Raw genomic sequence first — 22,488 nt, forward strand, 5'->3', positions numbered from 1 at the left:
ACCCGACGGGTCATCCCGCCGCGGCGTAAGCCATCAGGTCGTCGAACACGAACAGGTCGACACTGGTGTCCGCGAAGTCGTCCAGCACGTCCCGAGCCGTGTGCGCGATGGGCCTGCCCGGCCCGTTGAGCGACGTGTTGATCAGCGCCGGTACGCCGCTGACCTCCTCGAACCGGGCGAGCAGACCGTACAGGCGCTCCTCACCGGATGCGAGCGTCTGGATGCGGCAGGTCCCGTTGACATGCCGGGCCTCGGGCGCCACCCCTTCCGGCAGCCGGTACTCGAAGAGCATGTACGGAGACGGATGGTGGCCCGGGTACAGCGCCGTGAAGCGTTCGTCGCGCATCACCGCTCCCAGCGGCCGGTACCACTCGCGTTGCTTGAGCTCCTCGCTCATCCGCTTGCGCATGCCCGGCACCGCCGGATTGCCCAGCAGCGACCGATGCCCCAGGGCGCGCGGCCCCAGTTCCGCCGATCCCTGCGTCAGGGCCACCACACCGCCGTCCGCCAGCAGCCGGGCGACCGCCGCCTCGTCGTAGGGCAGGGCCCGCAACCCCGCGCCGTCCAGGGCGTTCAGGACAGCGGCGCGCGACGACGGCGCGCCGTTGCTGTAGACGCCGAGCGGTTGCGGAGTCACCCCGGCGATCTGAGTGAGGGCGTAGATCCCGGCACCCACCAGATGCCCAGCGTCTCCGCAGGCGGGCGGAATGGCGATGTCACGTCCGAAGGCCTCCCGCAGCGCGGAATTGGCCACGATGTTCAGGGCGCAGCCGCCGCCGAGAGCGATGGGCCCCACCCCGGTGTCCCCGCGTGTCACGTGCCGGGCGAGTGTGTTCCTGACCGTGTCGGTGAACATCTCCTGGAAGGTGGCCACCACGTGCGAGGCGGTCTCGAAACCGGAACCGAACCGTGGGCGGGCCGCCAGGTCGGCGCGGACCCGTTCGGCCAGTTCCCGGTCGTTCATCACGTTCGGGTCCACCGCCAGCAGTTGCTCGCGTATCCGCGCGTCCGGCTCCCCGTAGCCGCCCATGGCCATCACCTTGCCCGCCACGCTGGGGCTCGGGCCGAAGCCGAGGAGAACACCGATCGCCGTCCAGCCGAAGCCATTGCCGTACCAGGGCAGCGGGTCCTTCTCGACCCACTCCAGCCGACCGCCCGCGACCCGGAACAGGGAACTGCGAGTGAGCTGGCCACGGCCCTCGTTGACCAGGACGACAGTGCCGTCCTCGAAGTCCGCGTAGTGGGCGGCGAGGGCCGCGTGCGAGACCTCGTGGGTGACCACGACACAGTCCACGCGCCGCCCGAGCATCTCGCAGACGGTCCGGTGGTGCAGCGCTCCCGCCCCGATCCGCTCCATGGCCCGGTCCAGGTCGGGAATGCGCAGGAGGGCACTGCGGACCGGTGTACTGACGGCCACCAGGTCGATGCCGTCGACGTCCACGCACTCCTGGGCGAGCACATGCCGCAGAGCGACGTCGGAGCGGTGGTCGTGCTTGACCCGGGTCAGCCGTTCCGCCTCGATCGCGAAGACGAGCCGTCCGTCCTCGAAGTACGCGACACCGGTGTCGTGTCCGGCAGAGTGGAGTGACAGTACCTTCATCAGCGCTCCTGAGGCGTGGACGGGGACGACGGAGTGAGTCTGCGGACGTCCGAGTACGGGGCCCACTCGATGCGCCGCAGTGGCCTTCGGAACAGCCCGCGCAGGTACAGTTCGCTCCCGATGGCGGCGAACCAGGCGAAGTAGAGCCACTTGATGAACGCCTTCGTCAGCCCGTGGCGCACGCCCCGCGAGGAGTCGAGGCCGGTGAGCGGCCACATGCCGCCGAACAGGACGTGCCGGAAGTAGTGGCGGACCACCGGCAGGGGCCAGTCGGCCAGGTCGACGAGGTGGTTGAGGAGCAGCCTGCGGATCCTGCGGCGGGTCTCGCCGGCCGGGCCCGCCACGTAGTAGTGGCACAGGGCGTCCGGCACCAGCCGCAGGTGGGCGAGCGGGTCGGGCAGGGACGGGTCGAGGAGCCGGAAGCACACGTACCCGTCGTCGGAGGTGTAACGGCCCGGCATGCCGCCCGCCACCACGTCGGTCGACACCAGGATGCAGCACCCGTGGGGGTAGTTCATGGCCGGCGCGGCAACCGCCTTGGCCCTGGACAGCAGCCGCGCGGTGGCGAACTCACGGACATGAGGGATCTTGGTGGCGCCCACCGCTCCCGCGCAGCCCGCCGCCAGGAACTCCCGTATCAGCCGCGACAGGCAGCCGTCCTCGAGGGTCACGTCGTCGTCGACCCAGCCGACCCCGGCGCAGCCGAGGAGTTCCGCCACCGCGATGGCCGCGTTCAGCGTACGGGGCTTGCCCGGACCCGGCAGGGACAGACCGCACACCCGCAGGCCCGGCAGGCGGGTGCGCGCCTGACGCAGCAGCTGACGAAGGCACCGGAGCGACTCGTCCTCCTCCGCGGCCGACGACCACTGCATACCGACGAAGAGCACCACGGGCACCCGCGGATGCTCCCGGGCCACCTCGGCCAGCTGGTCCATGAGCGCGTCGAGCCGCTGACGTTGCTGCGCGAGCGGCGCCCGGGAGACGTACGTCGGCGCGACCAGCGCGATCACCGGCGCGGTGGGAGTCCGCAGTGCCTCGGCCGCCTCCCCGGCGCACGTGGTTCCGTCGGCCGGCAGACCGGGCAGGACGTGCCGCACGGGCACCGCCCAGGAGTCCGGGGGCAGAAAGCCGCGGGCCATGGTGCTCCGCAGGTGGTGCGTCCAGAACGGCTCGTCGCCGCGCCGGCGGCCGCGGCGGGGCAACGGCCGGTTCAAACGCGGCGGCGGGCTCGTCCGCACCGGCGGGTGCGGGCGCGCGGCCGGGCGCGCGGCCTCAGAAGTCACGGTCGGTGTTGGAGGTGGACCGGGCAAGACTGCGCAGACCGTCCAGCGTATGACGCCACTGACCGGTGACCGCCATGTGCCCCAGCAGCGGCTTGATCATGGAGCGACGCAGGAAGAAGGACCGGTACGCGATCTGGGCGCGCTGCTGGGCGTCGGGAACCAGGTAGCCGATCCGGGAGTCGAAGTCGCCCTGCACGAACTTGTCCCAGTAGTCCGCCGGAATCCGGCCGGCCGCCACCGACTCCGTGTGCAGCGGCGTGCCCGGCAGCGGCGTCGCCGTGTAGAAGCTGGCGTAGTCCAGCGGCAGGCGACAGGCGAGGTCGACGGTGCGGCGGAACTCTTCCTTTGTCTCCCCGAGCCAGCCGACGATGAAGTAGCCGAAACCCTTGATGCCGGCCTCGTGGGCCGAGGTGACAGCCGTCTCGATCTTCTGGATGTCGCTCTCCTTGCGCATCCGCTGGAGAATGCCGGAGTCGCCGTGCTCGATGCCGAACCGCAGGCGCACGCAGCCGGCCCCGGCCATCGCCTTCAGCAGCGGTTCGGGCACCAGGTCGACCCGGGTGGGCGCCTCCCAGCGGACCTTGAGCCCGGTGTCGCCGATCAGGGCGCAGATCTCGCGTACGCGGCCGCGATGCAGGGTGAACACGTCGTCGTAGAACATGATCTCCTTCACCCCCCACCGCTCCTTGAGCTCCGTCATCTCGCCCACCACGTCCTCGGGGCTGCGGTACATGGACTTCTTGTCCACCGCCTGCTTGAAGCAGAAGCTGCACTTGAAGGGGCAGCCCCGGCTGGAGATCATGGTGGTGAACGGGCGGGGCGCCATGATCGAGTAGTAGCTGTCCGTCGGGAGGCCGTCGCGTACCGGCCAGCCCACGTCCTCCAGGTTCACCATGGGTGCGGCGCCGCCGTCGTGCTCCCGGGTCACCAGTCCCCGTATGCCCTCCGGATTCTCGCCCTGCTCGAGCGCCTCGGCCAGCTCCTGCATGATGGTGATGCCTTCGCCCACGCCGACGTAGTCGATGCAGTCGTGGACGAGGTTCTCGCTCGCGTACACCTCGGTGTGCGGCCCGCCCAGGATGACCTTGGCCCCGGTGGTCTTGGCCGCCTGGCACGCCTCGAGGGCGCCCGGGAGGCCCGGCGTCGTCGTGCTCACCCCGACCAGGTCGGGGCCGAAGTCGGCGAGCAGCTTGCGCAGTCCCTCGCTGTCCAGCCCGAGGGCCGGGGTGTCGACCTGGATGACCTGGTGGAACCCGGCCGACTTCAGCGCCCGGTGGATGTATCCCAGGCCGAGGTGGGGCAGTACGCCGGCACGCTTCTGGACGCGCGTGATCTGGCGGGTGTTCAGGCACAGGTCGTGATGACGGACCAGGGCGATGCGCAACGTGCGCTTGCGCCACCGTGGTATCCCGGGGCGGGCCGGCGACGGCTGGGGCGTCGAGCACCCGCCCGAGGCTCCGGACGGGATGCCCGTGCTGATCACGGGCAGTGTCTTGCGCATTCGGTGTCCTCCCTCTGCTTCCTGCGGGGTGATGTCCACATGGGGTGCGAAGCCCTAGAACGTGCCCTGGTGACCACCGCCCGCGCCGTGCCGGGCGACGGTCTCCAACGTCAGCAGGTAGAGCGCCAGCGGCTGCAGCCGGCTCACGCGCTGCGGCGCCCCGGGGCCCCGGCCCGCGGCCAGCAGCCGCTGCAGATGCCTTTCCGGGCTGCGCCACCAGCCCCGCTCCGTGGTCAGCGCGTGGGCGAGGAACCGCAGCAGGTACCGCAGCCGGTGCGCGACCAGGACCGGCCCGTGCCGCTGGGGGATCGCCGACGCGAAACCGAGATCCGCGTGCTCGGGAAACGCCGTGCGCAGCGCCTGGTCGTGGAACGTCCCCTCGGCAAGGAAGTGGGCGGGCACCGTGCTGAGGTGGTCGAACAGGGCGTGGTCGAGATACGGCGTGTGCAGGAGCAGGCGGGGGTCCCCGAGGGCGAACGGAGCCAGCGCGAGGGAGCGCCGGGTCCGGTTCCAGAAGTAGAAGCTGCCGAGCGGAAGGGCCGCGTCCGCGTGCCGGGCGAGCTCGGTGACCAGGCGCTCCCGGGCCCGCTCCCTGCTCCACAGGACTGCTGTGTGCGGACCGAGCAGGTGTTCCACATGAGGAGCGAGCCGTTCGGCGTTCAGCAACCGGTCGGCCAGAGCGGGCAGATCCGCCGGATCGTACGGGGTGCCGCGGATGAAACCGACGCTCTCGTTCTGGGACAGCTCACCGCCGCCCAGGCCGTCGTACGAGAGGCGGCTGTGCCGGCTCAGGTGGGCCAGCACCGGCTGCGCCCACGCACCGTCCAGGGTGCCCATGCCCTGCCCCGTCAGCGCGGCGAGCTCCGCCCGGAACTGGGCACGGGGCCGAGGGACGACGGCATGGGGCAGGCCCAGCCGGCCAGCCAGCCCGGCCGCCACCCGCGCGTCGGCGCCCGGGTCGGGCGGGAACTTGGCACCACTGACACAGAGCCTGGGCGGCGCGCCCTGGCGGCACAGCTCCAGCAGGATGTGGCGGGAGTCCCGGCCGCCGCTCAGCGGCAGGTCGTACGGCTCGCCGGGCAGCCGGCGGGTGACGGCCTCCCGGAACAGGTCGACGAAGCCGTCGACGGCCTGGGCCCGGGTCAGCGGTACCGCCCCGGACGGCCGTTGCGCCTGCGACCGCAGCCGCAACCCGCTGCCGTCCCAGGTCATCGTGGCTGCCGGAGGCAGGGCGCGGACACCGGCGAAACAGGTGTCCTCGCCGAGGAAGAACCCGAGCCGTACGAAGACGGCGAGGGCGTCGTGATCCAGCTCGGCGGGCCGGTCGTCCGGCAGCAGCGCCAGCGGATCGGGGGACAGCCGCAACGAGGTGGCGTCCGCCCGGTAGAACAGCGGCTGGATGCCGTAGCGGTCGTTGCGGGCCAGCAGGCGCTCACCGTTCCAGGCCCACCCGGCGAAGACCCCCTCGGCGGGCGGGCCCGGGTCCAGGTGGTCACCCGTGAGGGGGTGCCCGAGCCGGATCTCCTTGTCCCCTTCCGCCCGCACGCCGTCCGGTCCCGCGACCAGCACGATCCGCGGCGCGGCCGGCCTCCCCGGGCTCACGGCGCCTCCAGCAGGGGCCGGACGGCGGCACCGATCCGCTCCGCCACCGCGTCCTGGTCCAGTACCGCCTCGGCGAAGGAGAGCGCGGCCTTCTTGTGCACCTCGATCGCCGCGGGGTGCTCGAGCCATTCGTCCACCGTGCCGAAGAGTTCGTCCGGGGTGCCGCAGGCCCTGCCCAGGCCCTCCTGGTGGATCAGCCCGGGAACCCACTGCTCCATCGGCAGCCCCGACTCGAGCATGAGCACGGGTATGCCGAAGTAGGCCGCCTCCAGGGTGGTGTTGGGCCCGGCCTTCGAAATCAGCAGGCCGTACCGGGACCTGGAGGCACGCTGGATGTAGTCGAAGTACTCGGCTTGGGCCAGGACGCTGTGGAACCGCCAGTGGGTCACCCCGGCCCGAGCGGCGTCCGAGGCCGCGCGGCGGGCGAGTTCGGGGTCGCCGTAGCCGACGAACACCAGGTCGATGTCGGGATGCCGACGGGCCAGACGCCTGATCAGTTCCGGGTACGTGTCGCCGCCGCGGTTGGAGAAGACGAGGACACGGGGACGGTCCGGGCCCAGGTCGTCACCCCAGGGGCCGGTGTCGGACGTGGCCGACTCGCTGGTCATGAAGTCGCGCAGATCGTGCTGGGCGACGAGCGGGCCCACCGTCCGGACGCGCTCCGGGTCGCAGCCGGCCGTCGCGACGAGGTGGTCCTTCGCGTGCGGGAAGCCGACGAGCGTGAGGTCCGGGTACCTGCTGCGGTGCAACGGCAGGTGCAGCAGGCCGGGGTTGGTGACATGGCTGACGACGCGGGTACGGGACCCGGCCAGCCGGACGGCGGCGGCGCACAGCCGGGCCACGAACCCCTTGGTGCCGACCACGACATCCGGTGCCGTGGCGCGCAGGTGCTCGGTGAGCGGCGCGACCGCCGCCTCCTGGGCGGGGGTCGGGTGCGCCTCGAACCCCTCGGGGAAGCGTTCCTGGAGCCGGGCCATGAGCGCCATGTACCGCTCGCTGCGCACCGTGGCGTCGGGGCTCTCCAGCGAGATCGCGCGGATCTCCGCGCCGGCCTCGCCGATCCACGGCAGAATCGGTTCGGCCTCCAGCAGGGTCACCTCCGCGTCCACCACGCCGCCAAGGACGCGTGAGAAGCGGGTCGCGGCGAGATAGTTGCCGAACTCCCCCCAGGTGCGTGGGGAGAGCACCTGGATGTGCGGACGGACAGGAGCCATTGTCGGATCTCCTAGAAGTGGGCCGGACAGGCAGGGGATGTCGAGGTGTGCCGACCGGCCGTCAGATTCTCGAACCAGAGTTGGTAGACCAGCAGCGCCCACAGCTTGCGGGACACCTCCCGACGGCCGGTGAGGTGATCGTCGGTGAGTCTTTGCACGGCCTGGGCGTCGAACAGCCCGCCACGGCGCAGCGCGGCGCCGGAGAGGGTGTCCAGGAGCAGGGGCCGCAGCTCACCGCGCAGCAGAGCGGCCAGCGGTGCCCTGAAGCCCAGCTTGGTACGCCGTACGACGGTCGGGGGCAGCCAGCCGGCGGCCACCTCGCGGAGCAGGTACTTGCCGGTGAACCGGCGCAGTTTCAGGCTGGTGGGCAGGGAGTTGCAGTATTCGACCAGGTCCAGGTCGAGGAACGGGGAGCGCAGTTCGAGTGCGCTGCGCATGCTGCCCCGGTCGGTCTTGGTCAGGACGACGTCCCGAAGGAAGTGGGTGAAGACGGCGACCTGGCTGCGCTCGACGCCCGTCAGGCCGCTCTGTCCTTCCAGCAGCCTGGCGATCTCCGTGAACGGGTCGTGCCCCGCCAGGTCGGAGCGCGCCTCCGGAAGCAGCAGTTGCCGCAGTTCACCCGGTCCGAAAGGTGCGGTCGAGAGATAGAAACGGTGTTCCGGGGCCGCACGCAGCCCGCGGGCGAGCAGACCCAGGGCGGCCGCCACGGGCAGGTTCCCGGACCGGGCGGGCAGCCGGCGCACCAGGAACCCGGCCAGGGCCTCGAGCCGGGGCGCCGGCAGGACCCGCAGCAACGGCTCGATCGCCCGCTCGGCCTGGAAGTACCGGTATCCGAGGAGGAGTTCGTCGGCACCGTCGCCGGTGAGGACTCCCCGGACGTGCCGGCGGGCCTGACGGCACACCAACCGCATCGGCAGCAGGGACGGATCCGCCAACGGCTCGTCCGCCGACGCGAACTCGGCCTCGACCACCCCGGCGAGATCGGCTCCGTCGATCCTCACCAGGTGGTGCTCGGTGCCGAGATGACGGGCGACCACCTCGGCGTGCCCGCTCTCGTCGAAGTCCGGGTCCGCGAACCCCGCGCTGAAGGTCGGCACCGGCCGGCCCGGGGACAGGTCCTGGGCCACCGCCGCGACCGCACTGGAGTCCAGGCCGCCGCTGAGCAGCACGCCGAGCCGGTGACCGGTACTGGTGACCCGCCGTGCGACAGCGGCCCGGAAGAGTTCCTCGAACCGCTGTGCGGCCTCCTTGCGCCCGGGGCTCGCGGCCGGGTGGATACGGGGCCGCCAGAACTCCGTCTCGTGCACCTCCCCGTCGGCGTACGTCACACAGGTGCCGGGGCGAACCTTGCGGACCCCGGACACCGCCGACGCGGGCGCGGTGAACGCCTGGAGCATCAAGTAGTCGGCGAGGGCCGCGACATCGGGGCTGGACGACACCTGCGGATGCCGCAGCAGCGCGGTCAGCTCGGACGCGAAGGCGATCCCGTCCCGCACCCGGGCGTAGTAGAGAGGCTTCTTGCCCATCGGGTCACGGGCCAGCACGGTGCGCCCGCTCCGGGCGTCGTGCAGGGCGAAGGCGAACATGCCGCGCAGCCGCTCCAGCATGCGTGTCCCGTACAGCTCGTACAGCTCGACCAGGACCTCGGTGTCGCTGCCGGTGCGCAGGCGGACGCCCGCCGCCCGCATCTGTGCGCGCAGGTCGGCATGGTTGTAGATCTCGCCGTTGAAGACGACCACGGTGGAGCCGGACGCGGAGACGAACGGCTGGGTGCCGCGCTCCGGATCGACGAAGGTCAGCGCACAGTGCGCCAGGGTGACACCGTCGCGGTGGCACCAGTCGGAGCCGTCAGGACCCCGGTGTGCCACGGCGGCCAGCATGCGCCTGGCCGTGTCCTGGGAGGCTGCCCGCCCATGGGCAGGATCGGTGAATCCGGCGAAACCGCACATGCGGCTACGACCGGGACGCCGGTGCCGTCCCCGCGACCGGAACGGCGCCGTGCGGGGTCTGGGACGGCGACCGCCTGGTCCACTCGATCTGCGTGGCGAGCCCCTCGCGCAGTCCCGTCAGCGCCGTGAACCCGAGCTGCCGTTGGGCACGGCCGACATCCGCGGTGGTCGAGCGGACGTCACCGATGCGCGCGGCGCCGTACTCGGCAGGCGGGGTCATTCCCGTCAACGCGGCGGTGAGGGACACCACTTCGTTGACCGAGGCGGCGCTTCCCGTGCCGATGTTCAGCACGGTGCTGCGGCCGTGCCCGACCGTGCCGGCCAGGATCAGGGCGCGCACGACGTCGGACACGTGAATGAAGTCGCGGATCTGCGCTCCGTCGCCGTAGATCTCGATGGGCTCCTGCCGCAGGGTCGCCCGGATCAGGCGGGAAATGAACATGTCCGGGCGCTGACCGGGACCGTAGACGGTGAAGAACCTCATGGCCGAGACAGCCAGCGAGGCGTCCTTGCGGGCGGCGAAGGCGAGAGCCAGCCGTTCCGCGGCGAGCTTGCTCACCCCGTAGGGCGAGAGCGGACGGGGCAGGTCGTCCTCGTTCATCGTCCCGTCGGCGCCCCCGTAGACACTGGACGACGACGCCATGACCAGGCGCGGGACTCCGGCCCGCACGCAGGCGTCGAGCAGTCTCTGGGTGGCCAGTACATTGCAATGGAGATACTCGGGGAATTGAGACCAGGACGGCCGGACGCCGGGCAACGCGGCCAAGTGGAAAACCACGGAGGCCTTTTCCAGGCACTCCGTCAGATCCAGGCTGACGAGGTCACCGCGTATGACGTGAAGTCCCCCTGCCGCGGGGTGCGACTCATTCCCGTCGTCGGCGCGAACCGGCCTGCGGTCCACGGCGATGACGTCTTTACCGGCCCGCCTCAGCTCTGCCACCAGGTGTGAGCCGATGAAACCCGCGGCACCGGTGACCACCACCTGGTCACCCGATAATTCCGTGCTGCGCACGTCGCCTGCCACAAAACCTCCTTGGGATGCTCATGTCCGGCTGATCGAGGTGCTTCTTCCACTGACGCCCATTTCCGGGCGGATCCACCCTGGCCCTCGGCGCCCGGCCGGCACGGTGCGACGGGTCACCGAAAAGCCACTGACCGGGCCCATGAGAACGAAAATGCCTGCATGGGCCGAGAAGCCCGAGGAGCCTAACAGCGGCATTGATCACCAGCAATGCTGTTCAACGACACCCGGCAAGGGACTTGAGGTCACATTCCCAAGAGGCCCGGGCGCATTTATGCTGGGGCCCTTCGCCGTCCCGGCGAACCGGGGGAGGACACCTTGGCAGGCAGTCCGTTGCGGCAACTTTCCTTACTCGTGCGCTATCTGCGCGGCGAACGGGCCGCCATCACACTGCTCGCCCTGCTGGTTCCCCTGGGCATCGGACTGCAATTGGCGGCGCCCTACCTCCTACGGCAGTTCATCGACGGAGCACTGTCGGGACAGACCCGCCGAACGCTGCTCGTCGTCGCCGTCTGGGTCCTGACGGCCGCCCTCGGGCTGCTGGTCGTCACCGTCGGCAGCGAAGCCGTCTCCTCGCGCCTCGCCTGGCGCAGCACCAATCGCCTCCGCGCCGACCTGGTCGAGCACTGCCTGCGCCGGTCCCCGGCCTTCTACCGCAGACACCCACCGGGCGAGCTCGTCCAGCGCATGGACAGCGACGTGGGCCGGCTCACCGCGGTCATGTCGACACTCGTCGTCGAACTGGTGGCCCAGGCACTGCTCGTCGCCGGAATCCTGCTGGCCCTGTTCCACATGGAGTGGCGACTGGCTCTGGTGTTCGCACCGTTCGCCGCCGGGACCCTCCTGCTGCTGCGCAGGCTGGTGGGCCGTGCCATGCCCTTCGTCACGGCACGGCAGACGGTCGCGGCGGACCTCCAGGGCTTCCTCGAGGAGCGGCTCGCGGCGGCCGAGGAGCTGCGCGCCAACGGTGCCGCGCGCCACACCCTGCGGGAGCTCGAACACCGGCAGAGCGAGCTGTACCGGCGGGCCCGGCAGGCCGCCCAGGCGTCGATCCGCTGGCCTGCGACGGTCCAGGGCCTGTCAGCCGTCAGCGTGGTGCTGGCCCTGGCGGTCAGCGCCTGGCTGCACGGGCAGGGACGGCTCTCCACCGGCACCGCCTTCGCCTCGCTGTCCTACGCGATGCTGCTGCGCCGCCCCCTGCTCAACATCACCACGCGCTTCAGGGAACTGGAGGACGCCGCCGCGGGCGTCGGCCGCCTCCAGGAGCTGCTCGAGCAGGAGGACCCGCAGCCCCACCAGGGAACGGCCGCCCTGCCGCGACGGCGGCCGGACGTCGGCTTCGACCAGGTCTCCTTCTGCTACGAGCCGGGCGAACCGGTGCTGCGCGGCGTCTCGTTCACCGTGCGTCCCGGCGAGCGGCTGGGAGTGGTCGGCCAGACCGGCAGCGGCAAGTCCACGGTCGTACGGCTGCTGTTCGGACTGCACCAGCCGGTGGGCGGCGCGGTATCGGTCGGCGGCGTGGACCTGCGGGCCATGGACATCCGGGCGCTGCGCGAACGGGTCGCACTGGTCACGCAGGAAGTCCAGGTCTTCCACGCGTCCTTGCGCGACAACCTCACCTTCTTCGACTCCTCCGTGGACGACGACCGGCTGCTGGCCGCGCTCGGCGAGGCCGGCCTGGCCACCTGGGTGCGTGACCTGCCCGACGGTCTGGAGACGGTGCTCGGCTCCGGCGCCCGTGGCATGTCCGCCGGTGAGGAGCAGAAGCTCGCGCTGGCCAGGGTGTTCCTCCGGGACCCCGGGCTGGTCCTGATGGACGAGCCCACGGCACGGCTGGATCCGCACACCGAGCGCCTCCTCAGACCGGCGTTGGAGCGTCTGCTGCGGGGCCGCACGGCCGTCGTGGTGGAACACCGCCCGCACCTGCTCCGACAGGTGGACCGGGTCCTGGTCCTCGACGACGGATCCGTGGCCGAGCACGGCGAGCGGACGGTCCTCGCGGCCGACCCCAGGTCGCGATTTCACGACCTCCTCCATACGGCCGAAGGCACCCGCTGAGGGCGCCACCAGCAGGGGAACGGGTGGATGACACACGCCGGGAATCAGTCCGTGTTCGGCAGGCTCGCCGACGCCCTGCGCGGCTCGGCACGCGCCTATTGGATCCTCACCGGTCTGTGGGTCCTGCTGCGCGCCGCGACTCTCGTGGTGGGGCTGCTGTTCCAGTGGCTGTTCGACGAACTGGGCGCGGGCGGGGACGTATGGGCGATCATCGCCCTGGTCGCCGCGATCGAGGCCGGGAGGTTGTTCCTCCAGTTCGGCCTGATGATCAACAAGCTGGAGCCGCGGATCCAGTACGGCACCGAGGCACGACTGAGGCACGCTCTGCTCGACACGGCGCTGCACAGGCCGGAGGCAACGGCCCGGACTCCTCACGGCCAGGCGCTGGCGACGGTCGGCGAGGACGTCGACGAGACGGGCTTCTTCGTCGCCTGGGCTCCGACCAATCTCGCCCACTGGCTGTTCGTCGTGGGGTCGGTCACCGTGATGATGCGGATCGATCCCCTGGTCACCGTCGCGCTGCTGAGCCTGCTGGTCCTCATCACGCTGGCCACGGTGGTGGCTCACAGCCGGTTCCTGCGCTACCGCCGGGCCACACGCGAGGCGTCGGCGAAGGTGACCGGCGTCCTGCGCGAGATGGTCGAGGCCGTCGGCGCCGTGCAGGCGGCGGCCGCCGAGCCACAGGTGACCGCGCACATCGGCCGTCTCAACAGGGCGCGGGCCGAGAAGGCCGTGCGGGAGGAACTGTACGCCGCGGCCCAGCGCTCCGTGATCGGCAACGCGGCTCCGCTCGGGATCGGCGTGGTGCTGCTGCTGACCGCGGGACGCATCCAAAGCGGCGCCTTCAGCGTCGGTGAGCTCGCGCTGTTCACCTTCTACCTGCAGATCCTGACGGAGGCCCTGGCCTCGATCGGCATGCTGTCCGTCCTGCTGCAGCGCGTCGCGGTGGCCCTCGGCCGGATCGCCGACTACCTCGGCGGCAGGCTGCGCCCCGCCCTTCAGACGGCGGAACTCTCCGGCACGGAAGGGCCCTTGCCGACGCCCCGCGAGCCCGATCCCGGCCTGCGGGAGCTCACCGTCCGGGGGCTGACCGCGCGCCACCCGGGAACCGACCACGGGGTCGAGGACGTGGACCTGACCGTCGAACGGCACACGATCACCGTCATCACCGGCCGGGTCGGTGCCGGGAAGACGACCCTGATCCGGGCGATCCTCGGACTGCTTCCCCGCGACCGGGGCACCGTGCTGTGGAACGGGGAGCCGGTTGTGGACCCGTCGTCCTTCCTGGTGCCACCGCGCTGCGGCTACACGCCGCAGGTCCCGCGCCTGTTCAGCGGGACGGTGCGCGACAACGTGCTGCTGGGGCGTCAGGGCGGCGAGGCCGGCGACGAGGTCTTCGACACGGCAGTGCGTACCGCTGTGCTGGAAGCCGATCTCGCGGTGATGAGGGACGGGGCCGGGACCGTCGTGGGCCCTCGCGGGCTCCGCCTGTCCGGCGGGCAGGCCCAGCGGACGGCCATCGCCCGGATGATGGCCGGCAGCCCCGACCTCCTGGTGCTGGACGACGTTTCCAGCGCCCTGGACCCTCCCACCGAACAACGTCTGTGGGACAGGCTGCTGCACTCGACCCGCACCGTGCTCGCGGTGTCGCACCGGCCGGCACTGCTGCGTGCCGCCGATCGGATCGTGGTGCTCAAGGACGGCCGGGTGGAAGCCGTCGGAACCCTCGGGGAGCTGATGGAGTCGTCGGCCGAGATGCGCGTGATCTGGGCCGACGCCGGTTCCCAGGGGTGAACTCCAAGACGCCGCGCGCCTGGCCCGTAGGTTGATGCGACAGCCCTTGACCTGCGAGAGCGCGGGCAGGGAGCCTAAGACCCAAGGACTGCGGCTGTGCCAGGCAGACCCGGTGCCCGCACGCGCACACAATCCCGGGGACGGTGAGGGTGTGGCTCGACCGACCCGCCGCACGAAGGCACCCCCCGGTGCGAAATACTCTGCCGATGAGTTCACGCACTTCCCCGATCAGCGAGCTGATCACGATACGGAGGGCCGTCGCGCGGGATGCCAAACGGCTCACGCGGCTCGTGCGTGGCTCAGGCGCCTACGAGGGTAAGTACGCAGCCGCGGTCGCGGGCTACCGGGTCGGTCCTGATTACATCGAGGCCCACCGCGCCTTTGTGGCCGTCGGCGCCGACGAGTACGGAGGCCGGGTCCTCGGGTTCTACTCGCTCGTCCTCGCTCCACCGGAGCTCGACCTGCTGTTCGTCGCCGACGAGGTGCAAGGACGGGGCATTGGACGACTGCTCGTCGCGCACATGCAGTCCGAGGCCCGTGCTGCCGGGATCGACCGTCTCAAGGTCGTGTCGCACGTTCCCGCCGAGGACTTCTACCACCGCGTCGGTGCGGTGCGGACCGGGACCGCGTTCGCGAACCCGCCCGCCGTGCCGTGGGACCGTCCCGAATTCGAGTTTCGCATTCCTTCGGGATGACGCGGAGTGTCGGTGGGCGGGGCACCGGCTTCGCCTGCATGGTGGCCGGCTCGTAGGAGCCGCTGGCCGCCGCGCGCTCCGTGGGTGCCGGCAGAACGCCCACGGCGGCACACAGGGCCGCCGGGCCAAGTGCCGACGCTCTTACTTCCGCACGACCAGTACCGACCACACCCTCCTCGCCGAGCCGCCGAGCCGCCGAGCCGCCGAGCCGCCGAGCCGCCGAGCCGCCGAGCCGCCGAGCCGCCGGGCCGCCGGGCCGCCGAGAGTCCGGGAGATGCCGGACGCCGCGATAGCGATGGCGTTGCCACCCCGGCCTGCCGGGGTGGCTGCTGACTCCCGTGTCCGACCTCGATGCTGGCGGGGTCGCGGCCGGAACCGGGGACCGTGCTGCCGGGCTGCGGCTCAGGCGTCGATGATGACGGGGATGATGAGGGGCTTGCGGCGGTGGGTGCGGAACGCCCAGTTCGCCACGGCGCGGGCGACGAGTTGTTCGAGTTGGCGCGCGTCCCCGACGCCCTCCTCGGCCGCGGTGGCCAGGGTCTTCTCGATGACGGGGATGACCGGCTCGAAGGTGGCGTCGTCGTGGACGAAGCCGCGGGCCAGGAAGTCGGGGGCCTCCGCGAGGGCGCCGGTGTCTGCGTCGACGATCGCCACCACCGTGACCACGCCTTCGGCGGCGAGGGTGAGGCGGTCCTTGAGGGACGCCTCGGTGGCGCCGCCGACTTCCATGCCATCCACGTAGACGTTGCCGGCGGGGACCTTGCCGGTGATGGACGCGCGCCCGTCGACCAGGTCGACGACGACGCCGTCCTCGGCGATGACGACCCGGTCGGGGTCGACACCGGTACGGATGGCGAGGTCGCCGTTGGCCCTCAGGTGGCGCCATTCGCCGTGCACGGGCATGACGTTGCGGGGTTTGACGATGTTGTAGCAGTAGACGAGTTCGCCGGCGCTGGCGTGCCCGGAGACGTGCACCTTGGCGTTGCCCTTGTGGACCACGTGGGCGCCCCACCGGGTGAGTCCGTTGATCACCCGGTAGATGGCGTTCTCGTTGCCGGGGATGAGGGAGCTGGCGAGCAGGACGGTGTCGCCCTTGCCGATGCGGATCACGTGCTCACGGTTGGCCATCCGTGACAGCGCGGCCATCGGTTCGCCCTGGGAGCCGGTGCACACCAGAGTGATCTTGTGGTCCGGGAGCTTCTCCAGCTCCTTGGTGCTCACGACCAGACCGGAGGGGACCTTCAGATAGCCCAGGTCACGGGCGATGCCCATGTTGCGGACCATCGACCGGCCGACGAAGGCGACCTTGCGGCCGTGCTGGTGGGCGGCGTCCAGGATCTGCTGGATGCGGTGCACGTGGCTGGCGAAGCTGGAGACGATGACCCGGCGTGGCGCGGTGCGCATCACCTGCTCGATCGCCGGGTTCAGCTCACGCTCGGAGGTGGTGAAGCCGGGCACTTCGGCGTTGGTGGAGTCGGTGAGGAACAGGTCCACGCCTTCCTCGCCGAGGCGGGCGAAGGCGCGCAGATCGGTGATGCGGTCGTCGAGAGGGAACTGGTCCATCTTGAAGTCGCCGGTGTGCAGCACCATCCCGGCCCGGGTGCGGATCGCGACCGCGAGGCTGTCGGGGATGGAGTGGTTGACCGCGACGAACTCGCAGTCGAAGGGCCCGAAGCCACGCCGGTCGCCCTCCCGCACCCGCACCGTGCGCGGCCGGATTCCGTGTTCCTTGAGCTTGGCCTCCAGGAACGCCAGTGTCAGCTTGGAGCCGACGAGGGGAATGTCGGACCTCTCGCGCAGCAGGTACGGCACGCCGCCGATATGGTCCTCGTGGCCGTGGGTGAGGATCACGGCGACGATGTCGTCCAGCCGGTCCCGGATCGAGGTGAAGTCCGGCAGGATCACGTCCACGCCGGGCTGGGTCTCCTCGGGGAACAGCACGCCGCAGTCGACGATGAGCAGCTTGCCCGCGTGCTCGAAGACGGTCATGTTGCGGCCGATCTCACCCAGGCCGCCCAGGGCGATCACCCGCAGCCCTCCTTCGGACAGGGGAGGGGCGGCTTTCAGTTCGGGGTGCGGATGACTCATACCTTGACGTTACCCGGAGAGTGGGACGGGGTGATCCATTGCCTGCCTGATCTCTCCTTCCCGACGGAGCGGGGCATCCGCAGCGGCTGCCCCGGGACGATCGGATGACGTCGGCGGCCGGTGCAGGAAGTGGCGCTCAGGAGCGCTTCTCGGACTGCAGGCACGTGGGTGGGGTGGTCACCCCGGTGATGCATCAGCGGATCTCGGGGAGTTGGGGGCCCGGACCAGCTGTGCCGGCAGCGCTGTCGGGCTGCGTCGGGTCATCGACGCGGGAGGGGCGATCGGTATCACGGGCGCGATGTCATGCCCTGTGTTACCGTCATGCGTTTGCGTGGTTGTCGCGGTGGGCGATTTCGCTTGTTCGGTTCCGCTTGTGTGTGGGCTGTTCGATCCTGCCGGGCCTTCCTCGGTACGTTCCCCTGCGGAAGGCTGTTCATGAAACATCCGGATGACTCCGGCATCGCTCACGGCGGTCCCGTCCAGTCCGAGGCCACGACCCCGGCGCTGCCCCCGGCCGTCTCCTTCGCCGGTCTGGAACTGCCGGTGGAAGTGCTGCGGACACTGAGCGGACTCGGGGTGCGCGAACCCTTTCCGATCCAGGCCGCCACACTGCCCGATGCCCTGGAGGGGCGCGACGTCCTGGGACGCGGGCGCACCGGATCGGGCAAGACGCTCGCCTTCGGCCTGCCGCTGCTGACACGTACGGCTGGGCGGCGCGCCGAGCCGAAGCAGCCCTTCGCTCTGATCCTTGTGCCCACCCGGGAGCTGGCCCAACAGGTCACCGAGGCGCTGGCGCCGTACGCCGAGGCACTGCGGCTGCGGATGGCCACGGTCGTCGGCGGCATGTCGATCGGCCGGCAGATCGCCGCGCTGCGCCAGGGAGCCGAGGTGGTCGTCGCCACCCCCGGACGCCTGCACGACCTGATCGAGCGCAACGCCTGCCGCCTGGGACGGGTGAGGATCACCGTGCTGGACGAGGCAGACCAGATGTGCGACTTGGGATTCCTGCCGCAGGTTGTCGACGTGCTCGACCAGGTGCACCCCGACGGTCAGCGGATGCTGTTCTCGGCCACTCTGGATCGCGACGTCGATCAGCTGGTCCGCCGTTACCTCCACGACCCCGTCGTCCACTCGGTCGACCGGTCGGCGGGCACGATCACGACGATGGAGCACCACGTTCTGGTCGTCCACGGCCCTGACCGCTACGCCGTCACCACGGAGATCGCCGCCCGTGACGGCCGCGTACTGCTGTTCCTCGACACCAAGCACGCCGTCGACCAGCTCACCCGGCATCTGCGGGCCAGCGGGGTGCACGCCGGGGCCCTGCACAGCGGCAAGTCCCAGCCACAGCGCACACGGACCCTGGCGCAGTTCAAGAACGGCGAGATCACCGTTCTGGTGGCGACCAACGTCGCGGCCCGTGGACTGCATGTCGACGACCTCGATCTCGTGGTCAACGTCGACCCGCCCACCGACCCCAAGGACTATGTGCACCGGGCGGGCCGCACCGCCCGCGCCGGTGAGTCCGGCAGCGTGGTCACGCTCGTGCTGGCGGGCCAGCGCCGCGAGACGAGCCAGATGATGGCCGGGGCCGGCATCGAGGCAACCGTCACCAAGGTGCGCTCCGGCGAGGCGGAGCTGAGCCGGATCACCGGCGCCAAGGCTCCCTCCGGGACCCCGCTCGACGGCGGGCCCGCCGTCCCTCGGCCCAAGAACACCAACGCTCCCTTCCGCGGCCTCGGCACCAGCAAGGGCACCTCTCGCGGCGCCGGCGGCAAGTCCCGAAAGGCCGGCGAGGCCCGCAAGCTCGCCGAGGCCCGCAAGGCCGCCCTCGTGCGTCGCAACGGCTGAGAGCCGTCGCCTGTCGGGGCACTGGCCACGGGATCGACAACCCTCGGGCCGGCCCGAAGGCGTCCTGTACGCCTCACCTACGAAGCGAACGCCCTTGGCCGCGAGAGGGATACCCGCCGAAACGGAGCAGGATGGTGTTGCCGGCGCCCCGCACCGCGTCCGGCATGGCAAGCTGTGCTTGCCCACCCCCGAACCCAGGAGGTCACCATGACCGCAGAGCCCGTGTCCACGGAAGGTTCGGAGCCGGCCGCCCCCGAGACGTCCCCTCTGGCGCCGGACAGTGACGGCAACTACGACCTCAAGCGCAAGTTCCGCGAAGCCCTGGCGCGCAAGCGCGGTGCGCAGGCGGACGGCGCCGATGTCGCCGCCAACCCCGACGCGTCGAAGGTGCGTGCGGCGCACGGCCCGGCTACGAGCCAGCGGTCGTTCAGGCGTAAGAGCGGCGGCTGAGTCGATCAGTCCCGCGATCCGCCCGCTCACCCGGCCAACACCGCCGGCCCCCTGCTGGGCGGAGCGCTGGTCTGGGCGGGCGGGTTGACCCTGCTGTTCGCCGTCCTGATGGTGCTCGCCGCCGCGGTCGCCGTCTGGGCCGCGCTCGCGGTGCCCGCCGTGCCAGCACTGCCCAAGACCCGCCGGACTCTGCTGGACCTCGCCCGCCGTCTGTCCGATGGGGCCTTCCTGCGGCCGGTGGCCGCCTTGGCCGTCGCCGCTGCCGCCCTGTCGGTCGGGGTGGGGTTCCTGCCCCTGTCGGGCGCCGCCGACGGGCTTGGCCCGCCGGCCACGGGCGCTGCCGTCTCCCTGCTGGCGGCGTGCGCGGCCCTCGTCCAGCCGTGGGCGGGCCGCGCCCTGGACGAGGGGCGGCTGACCGTCCGCACAGGGCTCGCCGCCGGGCTCGCCCTGGCCGCAGGCGGCCTGACCGCCGCCCTCCTGCCCGGCGTGGTGGGGCTGCTGACGGCTGTCGTTCTCATCGGTGCCGGAACCGGGCTGATCACCCCGCTCGGCTTCAACGCCCTGGCCGCCGCCACCCCCGCGAGTGGTTGGGGCGGACCATGGGCGCGGCCGAACTAGGCCGCGAACTCGGGGATGCAGGAGGCCCGCTGTTGGTGGCCTCGGTGGCCTCCGGCCACGCTCACCCGGGGGTATGCCGCGCTCGCCGTGGCAGTCGTCGTCGTGCCCCTGGCTGTGGCCGCCGTGCGGCCCCGCGCCTGAATGCCCCGGCAGGCGCTTACTTCAGCCGGCCGTGGCCACCGTCTCGTCCCCTGGGACGGCCTCCTGCCCGGCCGGGGCATCGGACAGGCCCAGCTGGAGGTGCTCGACGTGGTAGAGGGCCTGGTCGAGAAGTTCGGCGACGTGGTTGTCGTAGAGCGCGTACACCACGGAGCGGCCCTTGCGGGTGCCGGTCACCAGGCCGAGGTTGCGCAGCAGCCGCAGCTGGTGGGAGCAGGCGGACTGCTCCATGCCGACCTCGGCGGCGAGTTCGGTCGCCGGCAGCGGGCCTTCGCGCAGCCGGGCGAGGATCAGCAGCCGGGAAGGGGTGGCCAGGGCCTGCAAGGTGGTGGCCACGCGCTGGGCATGGGCAGCGTCCAGACGTGTGCGCGGGACGTTGTTCCGAGGCGGTGCGGCTCCATGACCCATGCGCCCATCGTACGCCGCGAATGAACGCATGAATCGATGTTCATCTGTTCCTGTTACGGTGGTGGGGTTGGACTCTGCGACCCCCGCGTGCGAAGGACCCTGCCTGCGATGTCTTCCACCCTCACCCGTCCGGCGCCGACGGGCGGCCCCGTGCGCGACGCGCTCGTACACCGGCGCCGTACGCGGATCCTCGCTCTGCCCGAGGCGCGGTGGGCGGCCGCGGCGCTGGTGCTGTTCCTGATCGCGCTGCCGCTGTGCCTGCTCGGGGCCCCGGCGTGGGCCTGGGGGCCGCTGTTCGCGCTCACCTACGCCACCGGCGGCTGGGAGCCCGGCTGGGCGGGCCTCCAGAGCCTGCGGGAGAAGACCCTGGACGTGGACCTGCTGATGGTCGTCGCGGCACTGGGGGCGGCGGCGATCGGGCAGGTGCTGGACGGTGCGCTGCTGATCGTCATCTTCGCCACCTCCGGCGCGGTGGAGGCTATCGCCACCGCCCGCACCGCCGACTCGGTGCGCGGCCTGCTGGACCTGGCGCCCACGACCGCCACCTGCCTGTCCGACAACGGTGACGAGGAAGCCGTACCGACCGAGGAACTAGCCGTTGGTGACGTCATCCTGGTACGCCCCGGGGAGCGTATCGGCGCCGACGGCCGCGTGCTGGACGGTGCGAGCGAGGTCGACCAGGCCACCATCACCGGCGAGCCGTTGCCGGTGGCCAAGGAGGCGGGGGACGAGGTGTTCGCCGGTACCCTCAACGGCACCGGCGCGCTGCGGGTGAAGGTCGAGCGGGATCCGTCGGACTCGGTGATCGCCCGGATCGTGGCCATGGTGGAGGAAGCCTCCGAGACCAAGGCGCCGACTCAGCTGTTCATCGAGAAGGTCGAGCGGCGATACAGCCTGGGCATGGTCGCCGCGACCCTCGCGCTGTTCGTGCTGCCGCTGCTGTTCGGTGCCGCGTTGCAGCCGACGCTGCTGCGGGCGATGACCTTCATGATCGTGGCCTCGCCGTGCGCGGTGGTGCTGGCGACCATGCCGCCGCTGCTGTCGGCGATCGCCAATGCCGGCCGTCATGGCGTGCTGGTCAAGTCCGCCGTGGTCATGGAGCAGCTCGGCCAGGTCGACGCGGTGGCGCTGGACAAGACCGGCACGCTGACCGAGGGCACCCCGCGCGTGACCGACATCTGCCCGCTGGCCTCCACCGGCCTGGACGAGGACACCCTGCTGCGGTACGCGGCGGCAGCCGAGCATCCCAGCGAGCACCCGCTCGCCCGTGCCGTCGTGGACGCCGCCCGCACCCGGAACCTGGACATCCCGCTGGTGGAGGACTTCACCTCTGCCCCCGGCACCGGGGTTGCCGCGACCGTCGAGGGCAAGGCGGTCGCGGTCGGCAGCCCCGCCCGACTCCGCGGCGGCCGGGACGATCATCCGGCCGCCGCGGTGGCCGCCCGGCTGGAGGACGAGGGCCGCACCGCCGTCCTGGTCGAGGTCGGGGGCGCCCCGGTCGGGGTGCTGGGCATCGCCGACCGGCTGCGCGAGGAGGCCGCCGCCACCGTCACCGCCCTGACCGGCCTGACTGGCCACGCGCCGGTGCTGGTCACCGGCGACAACCCGCGCGCCGCCACCCGCCTCGCGGTCGAGGTCGGCATCACCGACGTCCGAGCCGGTCTCCTGCCGCAGGACAAGGTCGCCGCCGTGAAGGAGCTGGAGCAGGCGGGGCGCAAGGTACTGGTGGTCGGCGACGGCGTCAACGACGCCCCGGCCCTGGCCGCCGCTCACATCGGCATCGCTATGGGCCGCGCAGGCTCCGACCTCGCCCTGGAGACCGCCGACGCCGTTGTGGTCCGTGACGAGCTGGTCACCATCCCCACCGTTGTGGCACTCTCACGCCGGGCCCGGCGCCTGGTGGTGCAGAACCTCGTGATCGCCGGGACGTTCATCACTGGCCTGGTCATCTGGGACCTGGTCGGCACCCTGCCCCTGCCGCTCGGTGTCGCGGGCCACGAGGGCTCGACCGTGATCGTCGGCCTCAACGGCCTGCGTCTGCTGGCCGATGCCGCTTGGCGCCGCGCCCGCGCCGGGAACGGCCGGTGAGCCGTCGCACCCACGAGGCTGCCCCCGCCGCGGCGGGGGCAGCCCGCTGCACGGTCACCGTCTGCCGCGGCTGCTGCTGGGCCGTCGATGCCGTCGTGGGCGACACCTA

General features: G+C 71.4%; 16 protein-coding genes. 7 read left to right on the forward strand and 9 right to left on the reverse strand.

The annotated features are described in order from the left end of the window. Positions 1-10 precede the first annotated feature (10 nt). The 7 genes from ACTYVM_RS09160 to ACTYVM_RS09190 form a co-directional block, all read right to left on the reverse strand. A complete protein-coding gene (locus ACTYVM_RS09160) occupies positions 11-1,600 on the reverse strand; it encodes a carbamoyltransferase C-terminal domain-containing protein (RefSeq protein ID WP_445525401.1) in 1,590 nt (529 codons plus the stop codon). Then, complete coding sequence (locus tag ACTYVM_RS09165; protein ID WP_445525402.1) at positions 1,600-2,739, reverse strand: SGNH/GDSL hydrolase family protein; 1,140 nt, start codon at positions 2,737-2,739, stop codon at positions 1,600-1,602. The genes ACTYVM_RS09160 and ACTYVM_RS09165 overlap by 1 nt, the downstream gene beginning before the upstream one ends. Before the next feature lie 133 nt (positions 2,740-2,872). Continuing rightward, positions 2,873-4,384 (reverse strand): B12-binding domain-containing radical SAM protein, encoded by a 1,512-nt coding sequence (locus ACTYVM_RS09170; RefSeq protein ID WP_445525403.1) that lies wholly within the window; start codon positions 4,382-4,384, stop codon positions 2,873-2,875. Positions 4,385-4,438: 54 nt separating this feature from the next. Next, positions 4,439-5,986, reverse strand: coding sequence for an asparagine synthetase B family protein (locus ACTYVM_RS09175; RefSeq protein ID WP_445525404.1), 1,548 nt, complete (start codon positions 5,984-5,986; stop codon positions 4,439-4,441). Next, a complete protein-coding gene (locus ACTYVM_RS09180) occupies positions 5,983-7,200 on the reverse strand; it encodes a glycosyltransferase family protein (protein ID WP_445525405.1) in 1,218 nt (405 codons plus the stop codon). The genes ACTYVM_RS09175 and ACTYVM_RS09180 overlap by 4 nt, the downstream gene beginning before the upstream one ends. 11 nt (positions 7,201-7,211) lie before the next feature. Then, positions 7,212-9,149 carry an asparagine synthase (glutamine-hydrolyzing) gene (gene asnB, locus ACTYVM_RS09185; RefSeq protein ID WP_445525406.1) on the reverse strand — a complete coding sequence of 646 codons (1,938 nt, stop codon included), beginning with the start codon at positions 9,147-9,149 and terminating at the stop codon, positions 7,212-7,214. 4 nt (positions 9,150-9,153) lie between these two features. Then, positions 9,154-10,173: an NAD-dependent epimerase/dehydratase family protein gene (locus ACTYVM_RS09190; RefSeq protein WP_445525407.1), complete on the reverse strand. Its 1,020-nt coding sequence runs from the start codon at positions 10,171-10,173 to the stop codon at positions 9,154-9,156. Between the two features lie 315 nt (positions 10,174-10,488). On the opposite strand from ACTYVM_RS09190, the gene ACTYVM_RS09195 reads away from it, so the two are divergent. From ACTYVM_RS09195 to ACTYVM_RS09205, 3 genes are all read left to right on the forward strand, one after another. After that, positions 10,489-12,228, forward strand: a complete 1,740-nt coding sequence (locus ACTYVM_RS09195; protein ID WP_445525408.1) for an ABC transporter ATP-binding protein — start codon at positions 10,489-10,491, stop codon at positions 12,226-12,228. Positions 12,229-12,255: 27 nt separating this feature from the next. Beyond that, positions 12,256-14,022, forward strand: a complete 1,767-nt coding sequence (locus tag ACTYVM_RS09200) for an ABC transporter ATP-binding protein (RefSeq protein WP_445525409.1) — start codon at positions 12,256-12,258, stop codon at positions 14,020-14,022. Positions 14,023-14,228: 206 nt separating this feature from the next. Next, entirely contained in the window at positions 14,229-14,717 is a 489-nt protein-coding gene (locus tag ACTYVM_RS09205) for a GNAT family N-acetyltransferase (RefSeq protein WP_445525410.1), read from the forward strand. 402 nt (positions 14,718-15,119) lie between these two features. Here ACTYVM_RS09205 and ACTYVM_RS09210 read toward each other — a convergent pair whose 3' ends face one another. Further along, positions 15,120-16,805 carry a ribonuclease J gene (locus tag ACTYVM_RS09210; protein WP_445525411.1) on the reverse strand — a complete coding sequence of 562 codons (1,686 nt, stop codon included), beginning with the start codon at positions 16,803-16,805 and terminating at the stop codon, positions 15,120-15,122. Positions 16,806-17,240: 435 nt separating this feature from the next. Between ACTYVM_RS09210 and ACTYVM_RS09215 the strand changes: the two genes are divergently transcribed. The 3 genes from ACTYVM_RS09215 (at position 17,241) to ACTYVM_RS09225 (ending at position 19,724) form a co-directional block, all read left to right on the forward strand. Then, on the forward strand, positions 17,241-18,656 hold the full coding sequence (locus ACTYVM_RS09215) for a DEAD/DEAH box helicase (RefSeq protein ID WP_445525412.1): 1,416 nt from the start codon (positions 17,241-17,243) through the stop codon (positions 18,654-18,656). A gap of 207 nt (positions 18,657-18,863) precedes the next feature. Then, positions 18,864-19,106, forward strand: coding sequence for a DUF5302 domain-containing protein (locus tag ACTYVM_RS09220; RefSeq protein WP_400028133.1), 243 nt, complete (start codon positions 18,864-18,866; stop codon positions 19,104-19,106). A gap of 84 nt (positions 19,107-19,190) precedes the next feature. Continuing rightward, positions 19,191-19,724, forward strand: coding sequence for a hypothetical protein (locus ACTYVM_RS09225; protein WP_445525413.1), 534 nt, complete (start codon positions 19,191-19,193; stop codon positions 19,722-19,724). Between the two features lie 162 nt (positions 19,725-19,886). Here ACTYVM_RS09225 and ACTYVM_RS09230 read toward each other — a convergent pair whose 3' ends face one another. Then, on the reverse strand, positions 19,887-20,291 hold the full coding sequence (locus ACTYVM_RS09230; protein WP_445525414.1) for an ArsR/SmtB family transcription factor: 405 nt from the start codon (positions 20,289-20,291) through the stop codon (positions 19,887-19,889). A gap of 108 nt (positions 20,292-20,399) precedes the next feature. On the opposite strand from ACTYVM_RS09230, the gene ACTYVM_RS09235 reads away from it, so the two are divergent. Beyond that, positions 20,400-22,379, forward strand: coding sequence for a heavy metal translocating P-type ATPase (locus ACTYVM_RS09235; protein ID WP_445525415.1), 1,980 nt, complete (start codon positions 20,400-20,402; stop codon positions 22,377-22,379). Positions 22,380-22,488: the final 109 nt, after the last annotated feature.

It is taken from the genome of Streptomyces cyslabdanicus (assembly GCF_052663305.1).

Coding starts and splice junctions, on each gene's coding strand:
- ACTYVM_RS09160 (WP_445525401.1), bottom strand. CDS start 1,600: ATGAAGGTACTGTCACTCCACTCTGCCGGACACGACACCGGTGTCGCG.
- ACTYVM_RS09165 (WP_445525402.1), bottom strand. CDS start 2,739: ATGGCCCGCGGCTTTCTGCCCCCGGACTCCTGGGCGGTGCCCGTGCGG.
- ACTYVM_RS09170 (WP_445525403.1), bottom strand. CDS start 4,384: ATGCGCAAGACACTGCCCGTGATCAGCACGGGCATCCCGTCCGGAGCC.
- ACTYVM_RS09180 (WP_445525405.1), bottom strand. CDS start 7,200: ATGGCTCCTGTCCGTCCGCACATCCAGGTGCTCTCCCCACGCACCTGG.
- asnB (WP_445525406.1), bottom strand. CDS start 9,149: ATGTGCGGTTTCGCCGGATTCACCGATCCTGCCCATGGGCGGGCAGCC.
- ACTYVM_RS09200 (WP_445525409.1), top strand. CDS start 12,256: ATGACACACGCCGGGAATCAGTCCGTGTTCGGCAGGCTCGCCGACGCC.
- ACTYVM_RS09205 (WP_445525410.1), top strand. CDS start 14,229: ATGAGTTCACGCACTTCCCCGATCAGCGAGCTGATCACGATACGGAGG.
- ACTYVM_RS09210 (WP_445525411.1), bottom strand. CDS start 16,805: ATGAGTCATCCGCACCCCGAACTGAAAGCCGCCCCTCCCCTGTCCGAA.
- ACTYVM_RS09215 (WP_445525412.1), top strand. CDS start 17,241: ATGAAACATCCGGATGACTCCGGCATCGCTCACGGCGGTCCCGTCCAG.
- ACTYVM_RS09220 (WP_400028133.1), top strand. CDS start 18,864: ATGACCGCAGAGCCCGTGTCCACGGAAGGTTCGGAGCCGGCCGCCCCC.
- ACTYVM_RS09230 (WP_445525414.1), bottom strand. CDS start 20,291: ATGGGTCATGGAGCCGCACCGCCTCGGAACAACGTCCCGCGCACACGT.
- ACTYVM_RS09235 (WP_445525415.1), top strand. CDS start 20,400: ATGTCTTCCACCCTCACCCGTCCGGCGCCGACGGGCGGCCCCGTGCGC.